Origin of the sequence: Winogradskya consettensis (assembly GCF_018332715.1) — a bacterium.
In the GTDB taxonomy this organism is placed as follows: Bacteria; Actinomycetota; Actinomycetes; order Mycobacteriales; family Micromonosporaceae; genus Actinoplanes; species Actinoplanes consettensis.
Genome location: NZ_BOQP01000065.1, coordinates 1 through 18,444, shown reverse-complemented (window position 1 = coordinate 18,444; position 18,444 = coordinate 1). Strand labels below are relative to the sequence as shown.

10 protein-coding genes and 1 pseudogene are annotated in these 18,444 nt (G+C 68.6%); 7 read left to right on the top strand and 4 right to left on the bottom strand.

The features are described 5' to 3' along the window. Positions 1 to 231 precede the first annotated feature (231 nt). From Aco04nite_RS45545 to Aco04nite_RS45535, 3 genes and pseudogenes are all read left to right on the top strand, one after another. Positions 232 to 1,188: a hypothetical protein gene (locus Aco04nite_RS45545; RefSeq protein ID WP_213003420.1), complete on the top strand. Its 957-nt coding sequence runs from the start codon at positions 232 to 234 to the stop codon at positions 1,186 to 1,188. Between the two features lie 21 nt (positions 1,189 to 1,209). Beyond that, positions 1,210 to 2,433 (top strand): alpha-amylase family protein, encoded by a 1,224-nt coding sequence (locus tag Aco04nite_RS45540; protein ID WP_213003419.1) that lies wholly within the window; start codon positions 1,210 to 1,212, stop codon positions 2,431 to 2,433. 70 nt (positions 2,434 to 2,503) lie between these two features. Then, positions 2,504 to 3,271: pseudogene (locus tag Aco04nite_RS45535) on the top strand (dolichyl-phosphate beta-glucosyltransferase); the annotation flags it as partial. Between the two features lie 15 nt (positions 3,272 to 3,286). On the opposite strand, the gene Aco04nite_RS45530 reads toward Aco04nite_RS45535, so the two are convergent. Together Aco04nite_RS45530 and Aco04nite_RS45525 are read right to left on the bottom strand one after the other, a co-directional pair. Further along, positions 3,287 to 9,622, bottom strand: coding sequence for a fibronectin type III domain-containing protein (locus Aco04nite_RS45530; RefSeq protein ID WP_213003417.1), 6,336 nt, complete (start codon positions 9,620 to 9,622; stop codon positions 3,287 to 3,289). Positions 9,623 to 9,750: 128 nt separating this feature from the next. Then, positions 9,751 to 10,299, bottom strand: coding sequence for a TetR/AcrR family transcriptional regulator (locus Aco04nite_RS45525; RefSeq protein WP_244876778.1), 549 nt, complete (start codon positions 10,297 to 10,299; stop codon positions 9,751 to 9,753). A gap of 90 nt (positions 10,300 to 10,389) precedes the next feature. Between Aco04nite_RS45525 and Aco04nite_RS45520 the strand changes: the two genes are divergently transcribed. Continuing rightward, positions 10,390 to 11,385, top strand: coding sequence for an NAD(P)-dependent alcohol dehydrogenase (locus Aco04nite_RS45520; RefSeq protein ID WP_213003416.1), 996 nt, complete (start codon positions 10,390 to 10,392; stop codon positions 11,383 to 11,385). A gap of 40 nt (positions 11,386 to 11,425) precedes the next feature. On the opposite strand, the gene Aco04nite_RS45515 is transcribed toward Aco04nite_RS45520, so the two are convergent. After that, positions 11,426 to 13,150 carry a sulfatase-like hydrolase/transferase gene (locus Aco04nite_RS45515; protein WP_244876777.1) on the bottom strand — a complete coding sequence of 575 codons (1,725 nt, stop codon included), beginning with the start codon at positions 13,148 to 13,150 and terminating at the stop codon, positions 11,426 to 11,428. A 69-nt stretch (positions 13,151 to 13,219) separates the two neighbouring features. On the opposite strand from Aco04nite_RS45515, the gene Aco04nite_RS45510 reads away from it, so the two are divergent. The 3 genes from Aco04nite_RS45510 (at position 13,220) to Aco04nite_RS45500 (ending at position 17,326) form a co-directional block, all read left to right on the top strand. Then, entirely contained in the window at positions 13,220 to 13,582 is a 363-nt protein-coding gene (locus Aco04nite_RS45510) for a DNA polymerase ligase N-terminal domain-containing protein (RefSeq protein ID WP_213003414.1), read from the top strand. Between the two features lie 62 nt (positions 13,583 to 13,644). Then, positions 13,645 to 16,503 (top strand): GH92 family glycosyl hydrolase, encoded by a 2,859-nt coding sequence (locus tag Aco04nite_RS45505; protein WP_213003413.1) that lies wholly within the window; start codon positions 13,645 to 13,647, stop codon positions 16,501 to 16,503. A gap of 154 nt (positions 16,504 to 16,657) precedes the next feature. Then, positions 16,658 to 17,326 carry a DedA family protein gene (locus Aco04nite_RS45500; RefSeq protein WP_213003412.1) on the top strand — a complete coding sequence of 223 codons (669 nt, stop codon included), beginning with the start codon at positions 16,658 to 16,660 and terminating at the stop codon, positions 17,324 to 17,326. A gap of 80 nt (positions 17,327 to 17,406) precedes the next feature. Here Aco04nite_RS45500 and Aco04nite_RS45495 read toward each other — a convergent pair whose 3' ends face one another. Beyond that, complete coding sequence (locus tag Aco04nite_RS45495) at positions 17,407 to 18,141, bottom strand: hypothetical protein (RefSeq protein WP_213003411.1); 735 nt, start codon at positions 18,139 to 18,141, stop codon at positions 17,407 to 17,409. Positions 18,142 to 18,444 lie beyond the last annotated feature (303 nt).

The following is an 18,444-nucleotide window of genomic DNA, read 5'->3' as shown; positions in this document are numbered from 1 at the left end:
GACCAAGCTGCGCACCCAGCTCGCCGCAGAGAACATGTGACATCTGCCCTGATCTGAGATGGCCGGCCCGGTTCGGGCCGGCCATCTTTGTGTTCGGCCGGCGTCGGCGTGGCAACCGGGCTGCACCCGGCACGCAGCTGGATGGCACCCCGATCACTAGGTTCCGCACAGGCACACCCCGGATCGTCGGAGCTGTTGATTCACCGCTTCCGACCTCCCAGGAGCCCGCCCATGCGCCAGCGTCACCTCACCGCCGTCCTCGCCTCCGTCGCCGGAATCGCACTGGCCGGCCTCCTCGCCGCCCCCGCGACCGCGGCCGTCTCCACCAGCTCGTCCTCGCCTTCCACCAGCTCGTCCTCGCCCTCGACCAGTTCGTCCGCTTCGCCCGGCTCGTCGTCGGCGAAGGACGGGGATCACGCGGGGCGGGGTGACCACGGCACTCGCGGCGGCGGGTCCGGGGACGGCGGCACGCGGGGTGGCGGGCGTGAGGGGCGTGGCGGGGGGACGGTGACGGCGGTTGACGCGAGCGCTTCGACCGTCACGGTCAGTCGGCGTGGCAAGGACGGCGCCGCGGCAACAGAGACCGTGACCATCGGGAGCGGCGCCGCTGTGACCGTGGACGGCAAGACCGCGGCCCTGGGCGACGTACCGGTGGGCGCGCGTGTGCGGTTCGGCTCGGGCTCGTCGGGCAGCGAGACCAAGACGATCACCACGGTCACCGCCGTGACCAGCTGGGATTTCCGGCTCGGCGGGACGATCAGCGCGATCGACGCGGCCACCGCCACCCTCACCGTGACCCGCCCGGCGCGCGGCAGGAGTGACGACAGCAGCACTTCCACCGACTCGGGCACGGCGGTCGTCGTGGGTTCGGACGTCACCGTGACCGTCGACGGTAAGGCCGCCGCGTTCGCCGACCTCACCACCGGCCTGTTCGTCCAGGTCTCCGGCACCCGGACCGCGTCCGGCCAGACCGTCACCAAGGTCTCGGCCAGCACCACCGCGCCTTCCACCACCACGCCGTCCACCACCACGCCTTCCTCGTCCTCGACCTCCTCGTCGTCCGCTACCAAGACGGCCGCTACCAAGACGGCTGCTACCAAGAAAACCGCCGCCAGGACAACCGCAGGCCAGGCGAGGAAGACGGCGGCCAAGGTTGTGAACGCGGCGCGGAAGGCTGCCAAGCAGTAGGGCCGGTCGTAGAGTTGCCGGATGACCGAGGCCGGATGGGTGCAGCACGCCGTGTGGTGGCAGATCTACCCGCTCGGGTTTGCCGGCGCCTATCCGCCCCGGAGCGATAATCCGGGCGGTGGGCTGCGCAAACTGCTCCCCTGGCTCGACTATGCGATCGAGATGGGCGCGTCGGGGCTGTTGCTCGGCCCGATCTTCGCGTCCGAGACGCACGGATACGACACTGTGGACCATCTTCAGATCGACCCGCGGCTGGGTGGCGACGACGAGTTCGATGAGCTCGTCGCTGCCGCGAAGAGCCGGGGGCTGCGGGTGATCCTCGATGGCGTCTTCAACCATGTGGGCCGCGGGCACGCCGCGCTGGGCCGGGACAACTGGGTCCGGCGCGGGCCCGACGGTTCCCTGGCGAACTTCGAGGGGCATGACTCGCTCGTCGCGCTGAACCATGCCGAGCCGGCCGTCGCCGATTACGTCAGCGATGTGATGAAACACTGGCTGCGGCGTGGTGCCGACGGGTGGCGGCTCGACGCGGCATATGCGACCCCGGCCGAGTTCTGGGCCACGGTGCTGCCCCGGGTCCGGGCGGAATTCCCGGAGTCGTACGCGTTCGGCGAGGTCATCCATGGCGACTACGCGGATTTTGTCACCCGGTCGACGCTGGATTCGGTGACGCAGTACGAGCTGTGGAAGGCGACCTGGAGCGCGCTGAACGACGGCAACTTCTTCGAGCTGAGCTGGGCGCTGGAACGGCACAACGGTTTCCTCGACACGTTCGTGCCGCAGACGTTCGTCGGTAACCACGACGTCACGCGGATCGCAAGCAGGCTCACCGACGAGCGCCATGTCCCGCTCGCCCTCGCGTTCCTGCTGACCACCGCGGGCACGCCGAGCATCTGGTCCGGTGACGAGCAGGGGTTCCGCGGCGTCAAGGAGGATCGCGCCGGCGGCGATGACGCGGTGCGTCCCGAGTTCCCGGACGAGCCTGCGGGGCTGGCGCCGTACGGTGAAAAGCTGTATCGCCTGCACCAGGAGCTGATCGGGCTGCGGCGGCGGAACCCGTGGCTGCACCGGGCGCGTACCCGTACGGTTCATCTGGCCAATCAGCAGTTCGTCTATGAGGCGTACGACGGTGATTCGAGCCTGGTTGTCGCTCTGAACGCCGCGGATGAGCCGGCGGTCGTTCCGGGGCCGGGCGGCGACAAGGTCGAGCTGGCACCACAGAGCTGGACCGTGCTCGGCCGGTGAAGCAGCGCTCATAGCCGACCCATAGCGAGGGCACAAACCGGGCTCAGGCTCCGGGCCGATCGTGAGGGGCATGACCACACTCGACGTCGTCATCCCCGTCTACAACGAGGAGAAGGACCTGGAGAACAGCGTCCTGCGGCTCCTCGACTACTGCCGCCAGGTGCTGCCCTTCGCCTTCCGCATCACCATCGCGGACAACGCGAGCACCGACATGACCCCGCAGGTGGCCCATCATCTGGCGACCCACCTGCCGGAGGTCACCGTCGTGCGCCTCGCGGAGAAGGGCCGCGGGCGGGCGCTCAAGCAGGTGTGGCTGCAGTCGGACGCCCTGGTCTGCGCCTACATGGACGTCGACCTCTCCACGGATCTGGCGGCGCTGCTCCCGCTCGTCGCGCCCCTGGTCTCCGGGCACTCCGACCTGGCCATCGGCTCCCGGTTGCGCCGCGGCTCCCGCGTGGTGCGCGGACCGAAGCGGGAATTCATCTCCCGCAGTTACAACCTGATCCTGCGTGCGACGCTGTCGGCCGGGTTCACCGACGCCCAGTGCGGTTTCAAGGCCATCCGCTCCGACGTCGGGCGCGCGGTGCTGCCCCTGGTCCAGGACACCGGCTGGTTCTTCGACACTGAGTTGCTGGTGCTGGCCGAGAAGGCGGGGCTGCGTACGCACGAGGTCCCGGTCGACTGGGTCGACGATCCGAACAGCAAGGTCGACATCGTGGCCACGGCGACCGAGGACCTTCGGGGAATCGCACGTCTGCGGCGTACGGTGCGCAGTCTGCCCCTCGCCGAAATCCAAGCAAGACTCGGTCGGGGAGCTCTCCCCGACCGAGTCCTGGTCTGATGCTTGTGCGGTCTATCGGTAGTTGACGATGATGTCGGCGCGACGGTTACGGGCCATGCCCGCCTTCGTCTTGTTGGTCGCCGACGGGTTGGCGTCGCCCTTCGTGACGATCACCGTGCGGAAGTGCAGCCTGGCCGCGAGGACGCTGCAGACCGCCTTGGCCCGCTTGCGACCCAGCGCGAGGGACGCCGCCTTGTTGCCGCGGTCATCGGTGTGCCCAACGCAGGTGACCGACTTGACGCCGTGCAGCTTGGCCCGCATGGTCGTCAGATACTTGGTCTGCGCCTTGCTGACCGAACCCGAGGCGGTCGCGAAGTACACCGCACGCGGCGCCGTGAACGAGCTGAGCACCAGGTTGGTCCGGCTGCTGGCCCGCAACGTCTTACCCGAGTCCGGCACGGTCGTGATGGAGACGGCGACGACGTAGCCGCCGGGCCGCGCGGTCAGGGCCCGGCCGAGCGGGTTCAGCACGACCCGCACCGCCACGCGCTTGCCGGCGGTGGTCGTCTTGATCGTGCCGGTGCCCAGGACGACCCGCTTGCCGGAGACCGTGCTCCAGAGCTTCACGGTGCTGCGGCCCTTGACCGCCGCGGTGAACGTCGCGGTGGCCGTCATGGTGGCGCTCTTCGGCTGGCCGCTGGTGACGACGAGCTTCGGCACCACCACCTTCACCGAGCCGGTCGACGGCTCCGGACCGCCGGGGTTCGGGGCACTGAACTCCGTCACCACGGCGGTGTAGGTACCGGTAATCATCGTCCCGATCGAGTCGGTGATCCGGTACGTGACCGGCGTGGCCTTACCGACGAACCCGGTCACCGGGACGAACGTGATGATGCCGGTCGTGGCGTCCACGGCGTACGTTCCCTGCTTCGGGACCGTGACGGTGCTCGCCGGGTTGCCGTCGCTGTCCAGCAGCGTGATGCCACCGCCCTTCGGCACGGGCAGGGTTGTCGTCTGGTTCTCGTCGTTGGCACCAGAACTGTCCGAACTGGCGGGCGCCACCGTCACCGGCAATGCCATCTGCCGCGTCTGGCCCTGCGGGTCCACGCCCGAGGCGAGGAACGTATGACTGCCCGCCTCCAGGCTCGCCGGAATCGTCACCGGCACCGAGAACGAACCGTTGGCGTCGGTGGTGACGGTGCCCAGCACGATCGGGTCCGAGTAGATCGTCACCTTCGCTGTCGAGAACGGCGCGAAGCCCGTACCGATCACGGTGATCGTCTGGGCCGGCGTCGCGATCGACAACTGACCCTTGTCGGTGGTCAGGGTCACGGGAACATCCGTGGGTACGGTCGTCGGCTCCACCGGCGCCGTCGGAGTCACCGCGTTCGATGCCGCCGATGCGGCGGACGCACCGCCGGGGCCCCTCGCGACAACGGTCACCGTGTAGCTGGTGCCCGCGATCGCCCCGATCACACAGGACCGGTCCGAGGCCGAGGACGTGCTGCAGGAGGCCGAGCCCGGCGACGCGTACGCCGTGTAGCCGGTGACGACCCCGGACGCGGCCGGCCACGACACCGTGATCGACGAAACGCCTGCTGACGCGGTCGGCGTACCCGGAGCATCCGGCGCATTGGGCACCGGCGGCACGGGAACCGTGGGAGTGACGGGCGACGAGTCCGCGGACTCCGGCCCGGTCCCGACCGAGTTGGCGGCGACAACCCGCAACGTGTACGCGGTGCCGTTGGTCAACCCGGCCACGCTGCACGTCAACGGCGACGCGAACGGCGCCGAGATCGCACACGTGGCGTTGTTGACCGCCACACCCGCCTGGTACACCTGCACCTGGTACGACGTGACCGGCCGACCACCCGTGTCCGTCGGCGCGGTCCACGTCAGCGACGCCGAGTTCGTACCCGCTGCCGCCGAGGTCACGGCCGGGGCCTTCGGCTTGTCGACCGGGGTGGCCGGATCCGACGGGTCCGACAGCGCACCATCGCCGGCCTTGTTCATCGCCCGGACCTTGAACGTGTAGGCGGTGCCGTTCGTCAGGCCCGTGACAGCACACTCGAGGGCCGGATTCGTGATGAGGTTCGTCAGCGTGCAGATCTTGCCTGTCGGCGAACCGTTCTCATACGCCTGCGCCTCGTATCCTGTGATCGCGGTACCACCGCCGACCACCGGCTCGGACCACTTCACCGTGACCGTGGCCGGCCCGGCGACCACTGCCGTCACGGTCGGGGCCTCCGGGATGTCGATCGGGACCGTCACCTCCGAGACACCGGTCTTGAGGCTGTCGCCGACGTCGTTGGTCGCGGTGACCTCGAACGTGTACGGCGTCCCGTTGGACAAACCGGTGACCTCACACTCCAGCGCCGCCCCCGTCGCCGTACAGGTCCCACCGGACACGGGGGTCTCGCCGTCGTACGCCTGCACCTTGTAGCCCGTGATCACCGAGCCGCCGAAGTCCACCGGCGCCGTCCACTTCACCAGCACCTTCCCGGCGCCCGGCACCGTCGCGGTGACCGTGGGCGCCTGCGGCTTGTCCACCGGAATCGCCACGGCCGAGACACCGGCCTTGACGCTGTCGCCGACATCGTTGGTCGCGGTGACCTCGAACGTGTACGGCGTCCCGTTGGTCAGGCCGTCGATCGCGCACTCCAGGCCGGCCGCCGGAAGCAGCACGGGCAGCAGTATGGGAAGCACCGGAACGAACGGCAGGACCGGCACATCGCACGTCGCTCCGGGAACGGCGGTGACGCCGGCGTACGCCTGCACCTTGTACCCGGTGATCGCCGAACCACCGAAGTCCACCGGCGCCGTCCACTTCACCAGCACCTTCCCCGCACCAGGCTCCACCGCGGTAACCGTCGGCGCCTGCGGCTTGTCCACCGGAACCGCCACGGCCGACACCCCGGCCTTCACACTGTCACCGACATCGTTGGTCGCGGTGACCTCAAACGTGTACGCCGTCCCGTTAGTCAGACCGCTGACCTCACACTCCAGCGTCGGCGCCGTCGCCGCACAGGTCCCGCCGGATACCGGAGTGGCACCGTCGAACGCCTGCACCTTGTAGCCCGTGATCGCGGAACCGCCGAAGTCCACCGGCGCCGTCCACTTCACCAGCACCTTCCCCGCACCAGGCTCCACCGCGGTAACCATCGGCGCGTCCGGCTTGTCCACCGGAACCGCCACGGCCGACACCCCGGCCTTCACACTGTCACCGACATCGTTGGTCGCGGTGACCTCAAACGTGTACGCCGTCCCGTTAGTCAAACCGCTGACCTCACACTCCAGCGTCGGCGCCGTCGCCGCACAGGTCCCGCCGGATACCGGAGTGGCACCGTCGAACGCCTGCACCTTGTAACCGGTGATCGCCGAACCACCGAAGTCCACCGGCGCCGTCCACTTCACCAGCACCTTCCCCGCACCCGGCTCAGCTCCGGTAACCGTCGGCGCCTGCGGCTTGTCCACCGGAATCGCGACGCTCGAGCTCAACGAGTCCACGCTGTCACCGAGCACGTTCGTCGCGATGACCGTGAACGTGTACTCCGTACCGTTGGACAGGCTTTCGATCGTGCACTCCAGATCGGTCAGCGCGTCCACCTCGAGCAGCGAGCACGTCCTACCAGACAGCGGTGTGACGCCGTCGTACGCCTGCACCTTGTAGCTGGTGATCGCCGAACCGCCGAAGTCCACCGGCGCGATCCACTTCACCGTCACCTCCGACGGCCCCGGAACCACCTCCGCCACCGTCGGCGCCTGCGGCCTGTCGGCCGGGATGACCAGCTGGGACAACCCGAACGCGCCCGGACCGACGAGGTTGCTCGCGGTCACCCGGAACGTGTACGTCGTGCCGTTGGTCAGCCCCGTGACGTCACACGTCAGACCGGTCAGCAAAGTCGGATCCAGCGGCGCGCAGACCTTGCCGCTCACGAGCGAACCGCCGTCGTACGCCTGCACCTCGTACGCCGTGATCGGCGAGCCGTTGTCATTCGGCGCGTCCCACGTCACCGTGACCTTCGCCGCTCCCGGCGCCGCCGACGTCACGGTCGGCGCGGCCGGCTTGTCGGCCGGAGTGGCGGCCGAAGACTCGTTGGACGCGGGGCCGGTGCCCTGCGCGTTCGCCGCGACGACCTTGAACGTGTACGGCGTGCCATTGGTCAGGCCCGTGACGTCACACTGCGTGGCAGGAGGCGTCGCCGGGGTCGCGGGAATGGGCAGCATGATGATGGGCGGCGATGCGGGAACGCCTGGGAACCCCGGGATGTAGTTCGTGGTGCACGTCTTGCCGGGAACGGCGACACCCGCCGCGTACGCCTGCACCGTGTACGACGTGATCATCGAACCGCCGTTGTCCACGGGCGGGGTCCACGTCACCGACACCTTGGCCGCACCGCGGGTCGCCAGCGTCAGGACCGGTGCCTGCGGCTTGTCGACGGGGGTGGCCGGGGGCGATGTCCCTGCCGGGCCGGTGCCTTCGTCGTTGGTAGCGGTGACCTGGAACGTGTACTCCGTGCCGTTGGTGAGCCCGGTGACCTCGCACTCCAGGGACGTCGCCTTGGTCACCCCGGTCAGCGAGCAGGTCTTGCCTGCCTGGAGCACCGCGCCGGCGTACGCCTGCACGTCGTACCCCGTGACCGACGAACCGTTGTCGACCGGCATCGACCACTTCACCAGCACCTTCGCCGCGCCCGGAATCGCCGCGGTCACGGCCGGCGCCTCCGGAGCGTCCACAGGCATCGCCATCGACGACAACACGGAAGCGTTGCTGGTGCCGGCGCTGTTGGTGGCTGTGACGTCGAACTTGTATTCGGTGGCGTTGGCCAGGCCCGTGACATCGCACTGCAGAGCCGGCACGCCGAGGACCTTCGCCGCCGTGCAGCCGTTCGCCGGGTTCAGCAAAGCATCGTCCTGGTCGTACGCCCGGACCGTGTAGTCCGTGATCACCGCGCCGTTGGTCGCCGGAGCAGACCACGTCACCGTGACCTTCGCCGCTCCCGGCACGAGGCTTGTCACCGCGGGCGGATCCGGCTTGTCGGCCGGAGTGCCCGCCGACCCGGCGGACGGCAGACTGTCACCCTCGGAGTTGGTCGCCGTCACCTCGAACGTGTACGCCGTGCCGTTGACCAGCCCGCTGATGGCGCACGTGAGCAGGGCCAGCGGGAGCGACGAGCAATCCGCACCCGGGACCGCGACCCCGTTCGAATATGCCTGCACCGTGTAGGACGTGATCGCCGGAGTGCCATTGTCCGCCGGCGCGGTCCAGGTGACCGTCGCCGTTCCCGCACCGGCCGTAACGGTCGGGGCAGCGGGCTTCGCGGGCACTGCCGTTGCCAGCCGGACAACCTGGCCACTGTTCTTCAGCACGAGGTAGAGGGCATCGTCAGTGCCGATGTCGAGGCCGTACGGCAGGGCGAGGTCACTGCCCATGAGCGGACCGTCCACGGCAGCCGTCAACAGTTCCCCGGTCCCGCCCAGAAAGTCATGACCAACGACAGTGGTACTGATCCGGTCGAAGTAGCCCCCCGGGCCCGCGCCGTACAGTTCGCCGTCCGCACCGAAGACCAGCGCCTCGTACGACAGCCCGTCCTGCAGGAGCGCAAGGTTGCCATTCGAATCGATCTTGTATGTCTTGTTGACGTCGACGTCGGAGACGTACGTGTTGCCGGCGCTGTCGGCAGTGATGCCTTCGGGCTGCAAAAACGTCGTGCCGGTAGCGGCCCCGCCAACCGTCGCCTCACCCGTGCCGCCGTTGCCGGCGACGACCGTCAGCTGGTTCGTCGTGAGATCGATTTTGGCGAATTGCCAGGTGGAGGCGGCCACGAAGTACAGATCGTTACCGACGACGGTGAGATGCCTCGGTGCGCCTAACCGCTGACCGAGAGCAGGACCGTTGGTCAGGGTGCTCCCGGGAACTATGAGGCTCTGCCAACCCGCATAGATCGACACGTTGTTCGCCTGGTCGATCTTGTAGATGACCCGTCTCGTCTCGTCGGACACATAGAGGTTGCCCGCGTTGTACGCGATTCCGGACAGCACTCCGAACTGGAAACTGGCCGCCGGTCCCGACTGCATGGGGATAAGGAAACCGGGATCACACACTCCGCTGCCGGCCTTGACGCTCAGGGTGCCGTCCGGGGCGACCATCTTGACCTGACAGTTGGTGCCGTCGGAGATGTACATGTTGCCCGCCGGGTCGAACGCGACGTCGGTCGGATTGTTCAGCTGCGTCGTCAACGCCGACATTCCGAGCGTCGATCCGTTGGTGCCGGTGCCGGCTACGACCTTGAGCTGGAAGGCGCCCGTCGCGGCGAGCGCTGGAGTGGCAGGGGCGGTCAGCAGGGCCGCTCCCGTGAGCAGGGCCGCGGCGGCGGCCAGGATTGAGCGGCGTGCTGACGTTGACATGGTTGTCCCAGGGCTGAGGGTGAGTCGGAGTCGCGCGTACCGTAAGCAGGTTTTTTGTGGCGAATACGACTTTTCCTCAACTAGCCCCACTGACGGCGGGACGGCTGGGGAAGGGGGATATCCCCGGGCTAGGCGTGGAAAGAGCGCTCGATGACCAGACGCAGGGCCGCGCGGTGCTCGTCGTGGGCGGAGGGTGGGAGGGCCATGGGGGCGACGGCTGACCAGCTCAGCGCGACGCCTGCCAGCATGGCCAGGATGTTCGCCGGGCTGATGTCGGGGGTTACGACGCCGGCCGTCTGGGCCGCTGCGACCTGGTCGAGTTTTTCCTGCCAGGCGTCGTCGTCCAGGTTCGGGGGGACGCCTTCGAGGCGGGCCCACGTCAGCAGCCGGATCAGGTCCGGGCGGTCCATGGTGCCGTTGTAGAGGCCTACGGCGTACCCGGGGAGGTCGTCGGGGGTGAACGGGGTGGCCTCGACGAGCACGGCGGCGTTCTGGTTGAAGACCGCGCGGAAGAGGGCCAGCTTGTCGCCGTAGTAGGCGTAGATCTGGGCCTTGGCCACCTCGGCGCGTGCGGCGATGCGGTCGACCCGGGCTCCCGCGATGCCGTGCTCGGCGAAATCCTCGGTCGCCGCCGCGAGGATGCGTTTGCGGGTGCCGTCGGCGTCGCGGGTTCTCATGATGCCAAGTTACCAACCGGTCGGTTGCATTCTGGGCAGGGCCGCCCTACGTTAGTTACCAACTAGTCGGTAACGAACTGGAGGCAAGCCATGCTGAAGTACACGGTCGAGAAGGCCGGCGCGGCGGTGCAGGCCCTCGAGAGTGACGCGCCGCCGCTGAAGCCACGCGAGGTCGAGGTCGCGGTGAGTCACTGCGGTGTGTGCCTGACCGATGTGAACCTGATCGACGATCTGTATGGGATCACGCGCTTCCCGTTCGTCGCCGGGCACGAGTCCATCGGGGTGGTCACCGCGGTCGGCGCGGACGTGGATCCGCGGTTCGTGGCGGTCGGGCAGCGGGTCGGGGTCGGTGCCATCGGTGGGTCCTGCGAGACCTGCGAGTGGTGTCTCAGCGGGCAGCAGAACCTGTGCCCGGACAAGGACGACCTCGTGGGCCGGGGCGATGGTGGTGCGTTCGCCAGTCACGTGCGGGCCAGCGACTGGCGGCACGTTCAGCAGATCCCCGAAGCCCTGCCGTCGGCCGCGGCGGCGCCGTTGCTGTGCGCCGGATCGACGGTGTTCCCGCCGTTGTTGCGAAACGGCGTGCGCCCGACGGACCGGGTCGCGGTTGTCGGCGTCGGCGGGCTCGGACACCTGGCGATCAAGTTTCTCGCCGCGTGGGGCTGCCACGTCACCGCGATCACGTCGACGGCGGCCAAGGCTGAGGACGCCCGGCGGTTCGGGGCGCATGAGGTCATCGCCGGCAAGGACCTGACGGCGAGCTCGTTCGACTTCGTGCTGTCGACTGCGCCCGGGGATCTGCCGTGGGGGGACTACGTGAAAGCGCTCCGGCCCCGCGGCACGCTGTGCTTCGTCGGGGTGCCGCACGCACCCGTGTCGTTCGGCGGCATCGACCTGATGATGGGTGAGCGGCGGGTCGTCGGTGGCGTGGTCGGTACGCCGGTCGAGGTGCAGCTCATGCTGGAGTTCGCGGCCCGGCACGGCATCGTCGCGGAGATCGAGACCTACCCGGTGGCGAAGATCGACGACGCGATCGAGCGGGTACGGCGCGGGGACGCCCGCTACCGCGTGGTGCTGGAGATGTGACCGGGCCCCTGGCGGTCACGGCCGCCAGGGGGAAGGTCGCTCAGCGCGGGGGCGAGAGGGCGCGGCTGACGTCGGCGTTGGGGCCGTAAGCCGTGAGGAACTTGTCGCGGAAGTCGCTCATCTGCCAGACCGGGGCGTTGGTGGCGGGCTTGATGCCGTCGGTCCAGTTCCAGTCGGCGATCTTGTCGAGGACCGCCTTGTCCTTCGCGACGATCGTGATCGGCACGTCGTGGCTGGCGTTGTCGCCGACGACGATCGGGGCCGGCTGGTGGTCGCCGAGGAAGACCATGACGGTGTTGTCGTCGCCGAACTTCTCCAGGTACGAGATGATCGTGGTCAGGGTGTACTGGACCGAGCGGCCGTACTCGTGCTTGATCTTGGCTGGGTCCTTCCACACCGCGCCCGCGTGCTTGGCGCTCTTCTGCAGCTGGGTGTAGATCGAGCCGTCGCCGACGTCGTCCCAGTCGATGAACGTCGGCAGCGGCGCCCACGGAGTGTGGCTGGAGACCAGCGGCATCTCCACGAACAGCGGCGAGTGGGCCGGGCCGTGCACGTTCTTCTGGAACCAGTCGAGCGTGTACTGGTCCGGCTGCGGACCCCAGCCGAAGTTGGGGCCGACGTAGCCGGTGTTGCGGGAGTCGTACACCCGGTTGTAGCCGTAGAAGTTGCCCTCCGGGAACGCCCGGGTGGCGCCCGGCATGACGCTCATCGTGTCGAAGTTGGCCTTCTTGAACAGGCTCGTGAGCGTGAGCCGGTCGCTGGAGGTCAGGTTGCGGTAGCGCTGCTGGTTGTTGATCCACAGCCCGGAGAGCAGCGTGGAGTGGGCCAGCCAGCTGCCGCCGCCTGCCGTGGGTGAGGTCAGCCAGCCGCTCTTGGCGACATATCCGGCCTTGGCCAGCGACGCGGAGCCGTCGTCCAGCACCTTCACCGTGCCGGAGTTGAGCGCCGGGTCCTCGATGGCGGAGCGGCCGTAGCTCTCGACAAACGTGAGCAGGACGTCCTTGCCCCGCAACGAGGTGAGGAGCTGGTCGGCGGGGGTGGTCGCGTACGCGTCGATCTGCACCTCGCGGGCGAAGTTGCGCTCGTCGTTGATGCCGCGCTTGACCATGTGGGCACGGGCGTACGCGTACGCGTAGCTGCTCTGCGCCGCCAGGGGGATGTTGTTGAAGGTCGTCACGCCGATCAGCAGCAGCACCGTCCAGAGCGCTGTGCCACTCACCGCCGTGCTCAGCGTGATCCGGCGATGCCGGTCGGCGACCTTGATGATCCGCAGCGCGGACAGTGTGGTCAGCCCGAGGACCAGAACCACGAGCAGGGCGATGACGGCGATCGCGCCGACCACGCCGGGGGTGCCCGCGGTGTCCTTGACGAAGGACTCGGCGTCGTCGAAGAGCACCCAGTCGAGCACCGGGTCGAACGGGCGGGCCAGGAACTTGTAGAAGCCCATGTCCAGCATCTTCTCGATGGTGAGCAGGCCCAGTCCGGCGCCGAGCACGCCGGCGGCGATCCGCTTCCACTTGGAGCTGGGGATGAGCAGCAGCAGGCCGATGGCGACGAAGCCCTCGATCGGCAGCCGGACGTAGGTGCCCGGGCGCTCGAAGCGGCTGATGATGTTGGGCAGGATCAGTGCGGCGAAGATCAGCAGTATGGCCGCGGCAGTGAGGGCATGGCCTGCGATCTTCTTGAAGCGGCCGGGCACCTTCTCAGGCGCAGCCGCCGCGGTGGCCTCTTCCGAGGCCGAAGCCGGAGCTTCTGAAACAGACAAGACGTAGCCCTCCTCCGGGACACTCCAGAAGGCGTTACGGATCTCGCCGGGCAGTAGTTCAATGCAGCCATGACCGATCGGCCGTCGTTCGTCCTGCACGACCATCGCAAGCCCCGCCCGCACTTCGATCTTCGCCTGGAAGAAGGGGGTGTGCTGCGCTCGTGGGCGCTGCCCAAGGGCCTGCCACCGGACTCCGCGCACAACCGGCTGGCGGTCGCCGTCCCGGATCATGATCTGGATCACTTGACCTACACGGACGAGCACAAGTTCATCGCCGACATCGGCTGGTGGGAGCTCGTGGACCGGTCGGAGAAGCGGTTCGTCTTCACCCTCCACGGCCGGGACGCATCCCGCCGGTTTGCCCTGATCCGCACGGACCCGCCCAACTGGCTCCTCCATCTGACCAAGGAGCAGCCACGTATTGACACATAGGAAGGTATGGATGGAGGCTGATCCTCGACATGACATGACATCGATGTCAGTAGGGGAATCGCATGCTCGGACGCCGTACCGTCGCCGCCCTCGCGGGCTTGGCCCTGACAGTCCCGATCGGGGCGGCCGCCCGGGCCGCCGACCTCCCGCCGCTGGTCTCGGACCCGGCGGCCTACGTGAACCCGCTCATCGGCAGTACCAACCTCGGTAACACCTACCCGGGGGCGGTCACGCCGTTCGGCATGCTGGCGTGGAGCCCGCAGACCTCGCGCGGGACCCAGATCTCGACCCCGGCACCCGGCGGGTACCAGTACACGGCGACCCGGATCCGCGGGTTGAGCCTGACCCATCTCAGCGGGGTCGGCTGCTCGGGGGCCAACGGCGACATCCCGATCCTTCCGCAGGTAGGCGACATCACCAGCTCGCCGACCGCGGACGCCACCGATGCCGTCTTCGCCAGCACGTTCTCGCACGCCAACGAGGTCGCCAAGCCCGGCTACTACCGGGTCGGGCTGGACAGCGGCGCGGGCGCGGAGCTGACCGCCACCCCACGGACGGGTTTCGGGAAGTTCACGTTCCCCGCCGACAAGAGCGCCAGCCTGCTGTTCCGCACCTCGATGTCGGAGACCGGCAGCACGGACGCGAGCGTGCACATCGACCCGGCCACGCAGACGATCACCGGCTCGGTCAGCGCCGGCAACTTCTGCGGGCCGCAGAGCACGGACAACTCCCACGCGTACTACACGCTGCACTTCACCGCGAAGCTCGACCAGCCGTTCGCGGCCACTGGCACGTGGAAGGACGCGGCTCTCACGCCGGGCAGCACGGACGCGCAGGGCGGCAGCGGCTACAGCAGCACCGGCCGGCCGGTCGCGGGCAAGGGCTCCGGCGGGTACGTGACCTTCGCACCCGGCACGACGAACGTGAACATGCGCGTCGCGATCTCGTACGTGAGCCTCGACGGGGCGGCGGCGAACCTCGCGGCGGAGTCACCCGAGCGACTGTCGTTCGCCGCGATCCAGGCGGGCGCGCGTTCAGCATGGTCGGCCCGGCTGAAGAAGATCGGCATCGGCGGTGGCACCGAGGATCAGAAGACGACGTTCTACACAGCGCTCTACCACTCGATGCTCGAACCGACGCTGACCAGCGACGTGAACGGCAGGTATTACGGCGCTGACGACGCTGTCCACACGTTATCCACAGGACAAAAGGCCCAATACGGGACGTTCTCCGGCTGGGATGTGTATCGGGCTCAGGTCCAGCTGCTCGCGCTGCTCGACCCGAAGATGGCCGCGGACTACGCGCAGAGCCTGTTCAACTATGCCACCCAGCGCGACGGTGAATGGGACCGCTGGCTGCTGCAGCACGGCAAGACCGCGGTGATGTCCGGCGACCCTGCCGCTGCCGCGGTGGCGGGCATGTACGCGTTCGGCGCCCACGAATTCGACGTCCAGGGCGCGTTCGACTCCCTCGTCACGGCCGCGACCGTACCGACGGCGAACGACTCCAGCGACGCGGGCTGCAACGTCGAGTGCGTGGGCCAGCGCCCCGCCCTCGACAAGTACCTCCAGCTCGGTTATGTCCCCGCCGACGACTGCCACTGCTGGGGCGGCGCCGCGGAGACCCTGGAGGACGCGGCGGCCGACTACGGCATCGCCCAGCTCGCCAAGGCCGTCGGCGACAAGGACAAGTACGCCGACTTCCTGAACCGCTCGCACAACTGGCGCAACGTGTTCGACGTGAACGCGCAGATCGACGCCGGCCTCGAGCACAACATCCGCGAGCGGATCACCGAGATCCAGGCGAGCGCGGAGAACCCCCCGGGCGAGGGCAAGACCCAGGCGTTCGACGGCGACAAGGGCACCAAGTGGCTCACGTTCGCCACCACCGGCTGGGTGCAGGCCAAGACGGACGCACCGCTGACAGTCGACAGGTACGCGCTGACGTCCGCCAACGACGTACCCGGCCGTGACCCGAAGGACTGGACGCTGCAGGGCTCGGCGGACGGCACCACGTGGACGACGCTCGACACGCAGACCGGTCAGGCCTTCGAACAGCGCGGGCAGACCAAGGAGTACGCGATTGCCGACCCGCAGCCGTACGCGTACTACCGGCTGACCGTGACGGCGAACGGCGGCGAGCCGATCGTGCAGCTCGGCGAGCTGGAGCTGGCCGACCCGGCGGTGGCGACCCCGGTGCCGGACGGCGACCTGCACAAGGGCTGGATGCGCGACCGCTACGCCGACGGCACCTGGGCCGGTGGCTTCAGTCCCTCGACCGGCACCGGCTTCGTCGAGGGCAGCAGCGCGCAGTACACCTGGATGGTCTACTCCGACGTCACCACGCTGGCGCAGAAGATGGGCGGCAACGCCACGGCGATCGAGCGGCTGGACAGCTTCTTCCGCAAGCCCGACGGCACGTTCGACCTCAGCGCCACCAGCGGCACGAAGTTCGACGCGACCAACGAGCCCGACATCCAGACGCCGTACCTCTACAACTACTTCGGCAACGCGTACAAGACGCAGGAGACGGTCCGGGCGATCATCAACCAGAAGTGGAGCAACGGCACCGGCGGCATCCCCGGCAACGACGACGCCGGCACGATGAGCGCCTGGTACGTCTTCTCCGCCCTCGGCCTCTACCCGACCGTGCCGACCCGCGCCGAACTCGCCCTGACCAGCCCGCTCTTCCCGCGGGCCGTGGTGCACCTGGCGACCGGCAAGGACCTCACGATCGAGGCACCACGCACGGGCGACACGGCCATCTACGTAAAGAATTTGACTGTGAACGGGAAAACGACCACCAAGGGATGGCTCGCCGCAGACGCGGTCACCAAGGGCGCAAAGCTCAGTTACACCCTGTCGACCACCCCCAGCCTGACCTGGGGTAGCGGACCGGGCGACGTACCCCCGCAGAACTAGTTGCACTGCGGTTGCTAACCCGGCGGAAGCCGGACAAGGTGTGCCCTGGCGAGGGATCGTCGGGGCACACCTTGGTTTGCTTCCCGGGCCGGTGGATACCGTGTGAGATCGGGGCCGCCGGTCCCAGAGCCAACGACGGGAGCTTGCCGAGCCCATGCCGCCCTCCGCCGACCTGCCGAGCTTCCTGCACGGCGTGGCCCCCATTCTCGACAAATGGGGCTACCTGGCCGTCGCTGCCATCATCCTGGTGGAGAGTTTCGGGATGCCCGCTCCCGGCCAGACGATCATGGTGGCCGCGGCCATCTACTCAAGCTGGGGACGCCTGGACATCTGGGCGGTGGGAATCATCGCCTTCGTCGCAGCCGTGCTCGGCGACAACATCGGCTACTGGATCGGCGTTCGCGGCGGCCGCAAGGCGGTACACCGTTTCGGGAAATACATTTTCATCACCCCGGAACGCCTGGAACGGGCCGAGTTGTTCTTCGCCCGCCGCGGCAACCGGATCGTGGTCGTGGCCCGTTTCATCGACGGCCTGCGCCAGCTCAACGGCGTGATCGCCGGCATCACCGCGATGCCCTGGCGCACGTTTCTCATCTACAACGCGATCGGCGCGGCCCTCTGGGTGGGCTGGTGGACAACCATCGCGTACCTCCTCGGCACCCACCTGGTCGAGATCATCGACCGCGCTCACGAGTACAAATGGTTCGCCATAGCCGCGGTCATCCTCGCCATCGGCGCCTACGTCTTCTTCCACATGCGCCACATCCGCAAGCGAAAGGCCCGCCTCGCCGAGGAAGTCAAAACCACAGAATCCAAGGCGTGACGGGCCATTTAATTACGCGTGATCGTGGCGGGACAACCGCAACGGCGGCGACCTGCGTTATTCAGGGCAATCCTCGATCGTCACGTACCGGTAATGGTCCCGCCCTGCGTCGTCGTGGCCCCGCCCTGGTTCGTGCCGCCCTGCTGGGTCGTGCCGCCCGGGGTCGTGCCGCCCGGGGTCGTGCCGCCCTGGGTCGTGCCGCCCTGGGTCGTGCCGCCCTGGGTCGCGCCGCCGGGGCCGCCGCCCTGGCCGAAGCCGCCGCCCTGCTGGCCGCCGCCCTGCTGGCCCTGGGTGCCGCCCTGCTGGGTGGTGGTCGCCAGGTTCGAGTCGGTGATCGTGGTGGCCGTCGAGGTGTCCCCCGAAGTCGTCGCGACGACCCGGACGGTGTGCCCGGAGGCGACGTCCGTGATCTTGCTCTGGCCGTTGTCGACACTGGTGCCGCTGCCGATCGTGTAACTCTTGCTGTAGCCGTCCTCGCTCTTGACCGTGATCGAGTCCGAGCTGACCGCCGACACCGTGCCGGTCTGCGTATCCTGCGTGACATAACCGCCGTTACCGTCCGACACCACGTACGTACCGTGCAGCGCGCTCGTAGTCGTCCCGCCACCACGGCCCGTGGTCCCCTGCCCGCCGCCCGTCGTGCCCTGTCCGCCGCCGGGGAAGCCCTGCCCGCCACCGCCGCCGAAACCGCCGGCCGCCGAGCTGCTGCTGTCGTCCCCGCCGGCCTTCACGATCCCGACGGTGATGCCGGCCGTGACGATCGCGGTGGCCACGAGAGCCCCGGCCACCGCGATCTTCGCCCGATGTCTGCCCACCCCGGGTTGCCCCTCACCCCCGGTCGGCGGCCGCCACTCAGGCGGCGCCCCCGACCCCGACCCACCCCCGCCAACCGCGGGATACGGCTCAACGCCCGAAGTGACGCTCTGCCCGGCGAATTGGCCCGGGCTCGGCGCGACGCCCTGCCCAGGGCTCGGCTCAACGCTCTGGCCCACCGCGACGCCCTGCCCGGCGAATTGGCCGGGGCTCGGCTGAACGCTCTGCCAAGGGCTCAGCGCGACTCCCTGGCCGACGGATTGGCCGGTGCTCGGCGCGACGCTCTGCCCAGGGCCCGGCGCGAC

Excerpts from the sequence above, each read along its gene's own strand:
- Aco04nite_RS45545 (WP_213003420.1), top strand. The coding sequence starts at position 232 with ATGCGCCAGCGTCACCTCACCGCCGTCCTCGCCTCCGTCGCCGGAATC.
- Aco04nite_RS45540 (WP_213003419.1), top strand. The coding sequence starts at position 1,210 with ATGACCGAGGCCGGATGGGTGCAGCACGCCGTGTGGTGGCAGATCTAC.
- Aco04nite_RS45530 (WP_213003417.1), bottom strand. The coding sequence starts at position 9,622 with ATGTCAACGTCAGCACGCCGCTCAATCCTGGCCGCCGCCGCGGCCCTG.
- Aco04nite_RS45525 (WP_244876778.1), bottom strand. The coding sequence starts at position 10,299 with ATGAGAACCCGCGACGCCGACGGCACCCGCAAACGCATCCTCGCGGCG.
- Aco04nite_RS45520 (WP_213003416.1), top strand. The coding sequence starts at position 10,390 with ATGCTGAAGTACACGGTCGAGAAGGCCGGCGCGGCGGTGCAGGCCCTC.
- Aco04nite_RS45510 (WP_213003414.1), top strand. The coding sequence starts at position 13,220 with ATGACCGATCGGCCGTCGTTCGTCCTGCACGACCATCGCAAGCCCCGC.
- Aco04nite_RS45505 (WP_213003413.1), top strand. The coding sequence starts at position 13,645 with ATGCTCGGACGCCGTACCGTCGCCGCCCTCGCGGGCTTGGCCCTGACA.
- Aco04nite_RS45500 (WP_213003412.1), top strand. The coding sequence starts at position 16,658 with ATGCCGCCCTCCGCCGACCTGCCGAGCTTCCTGCACGGCGTGGCCCCC.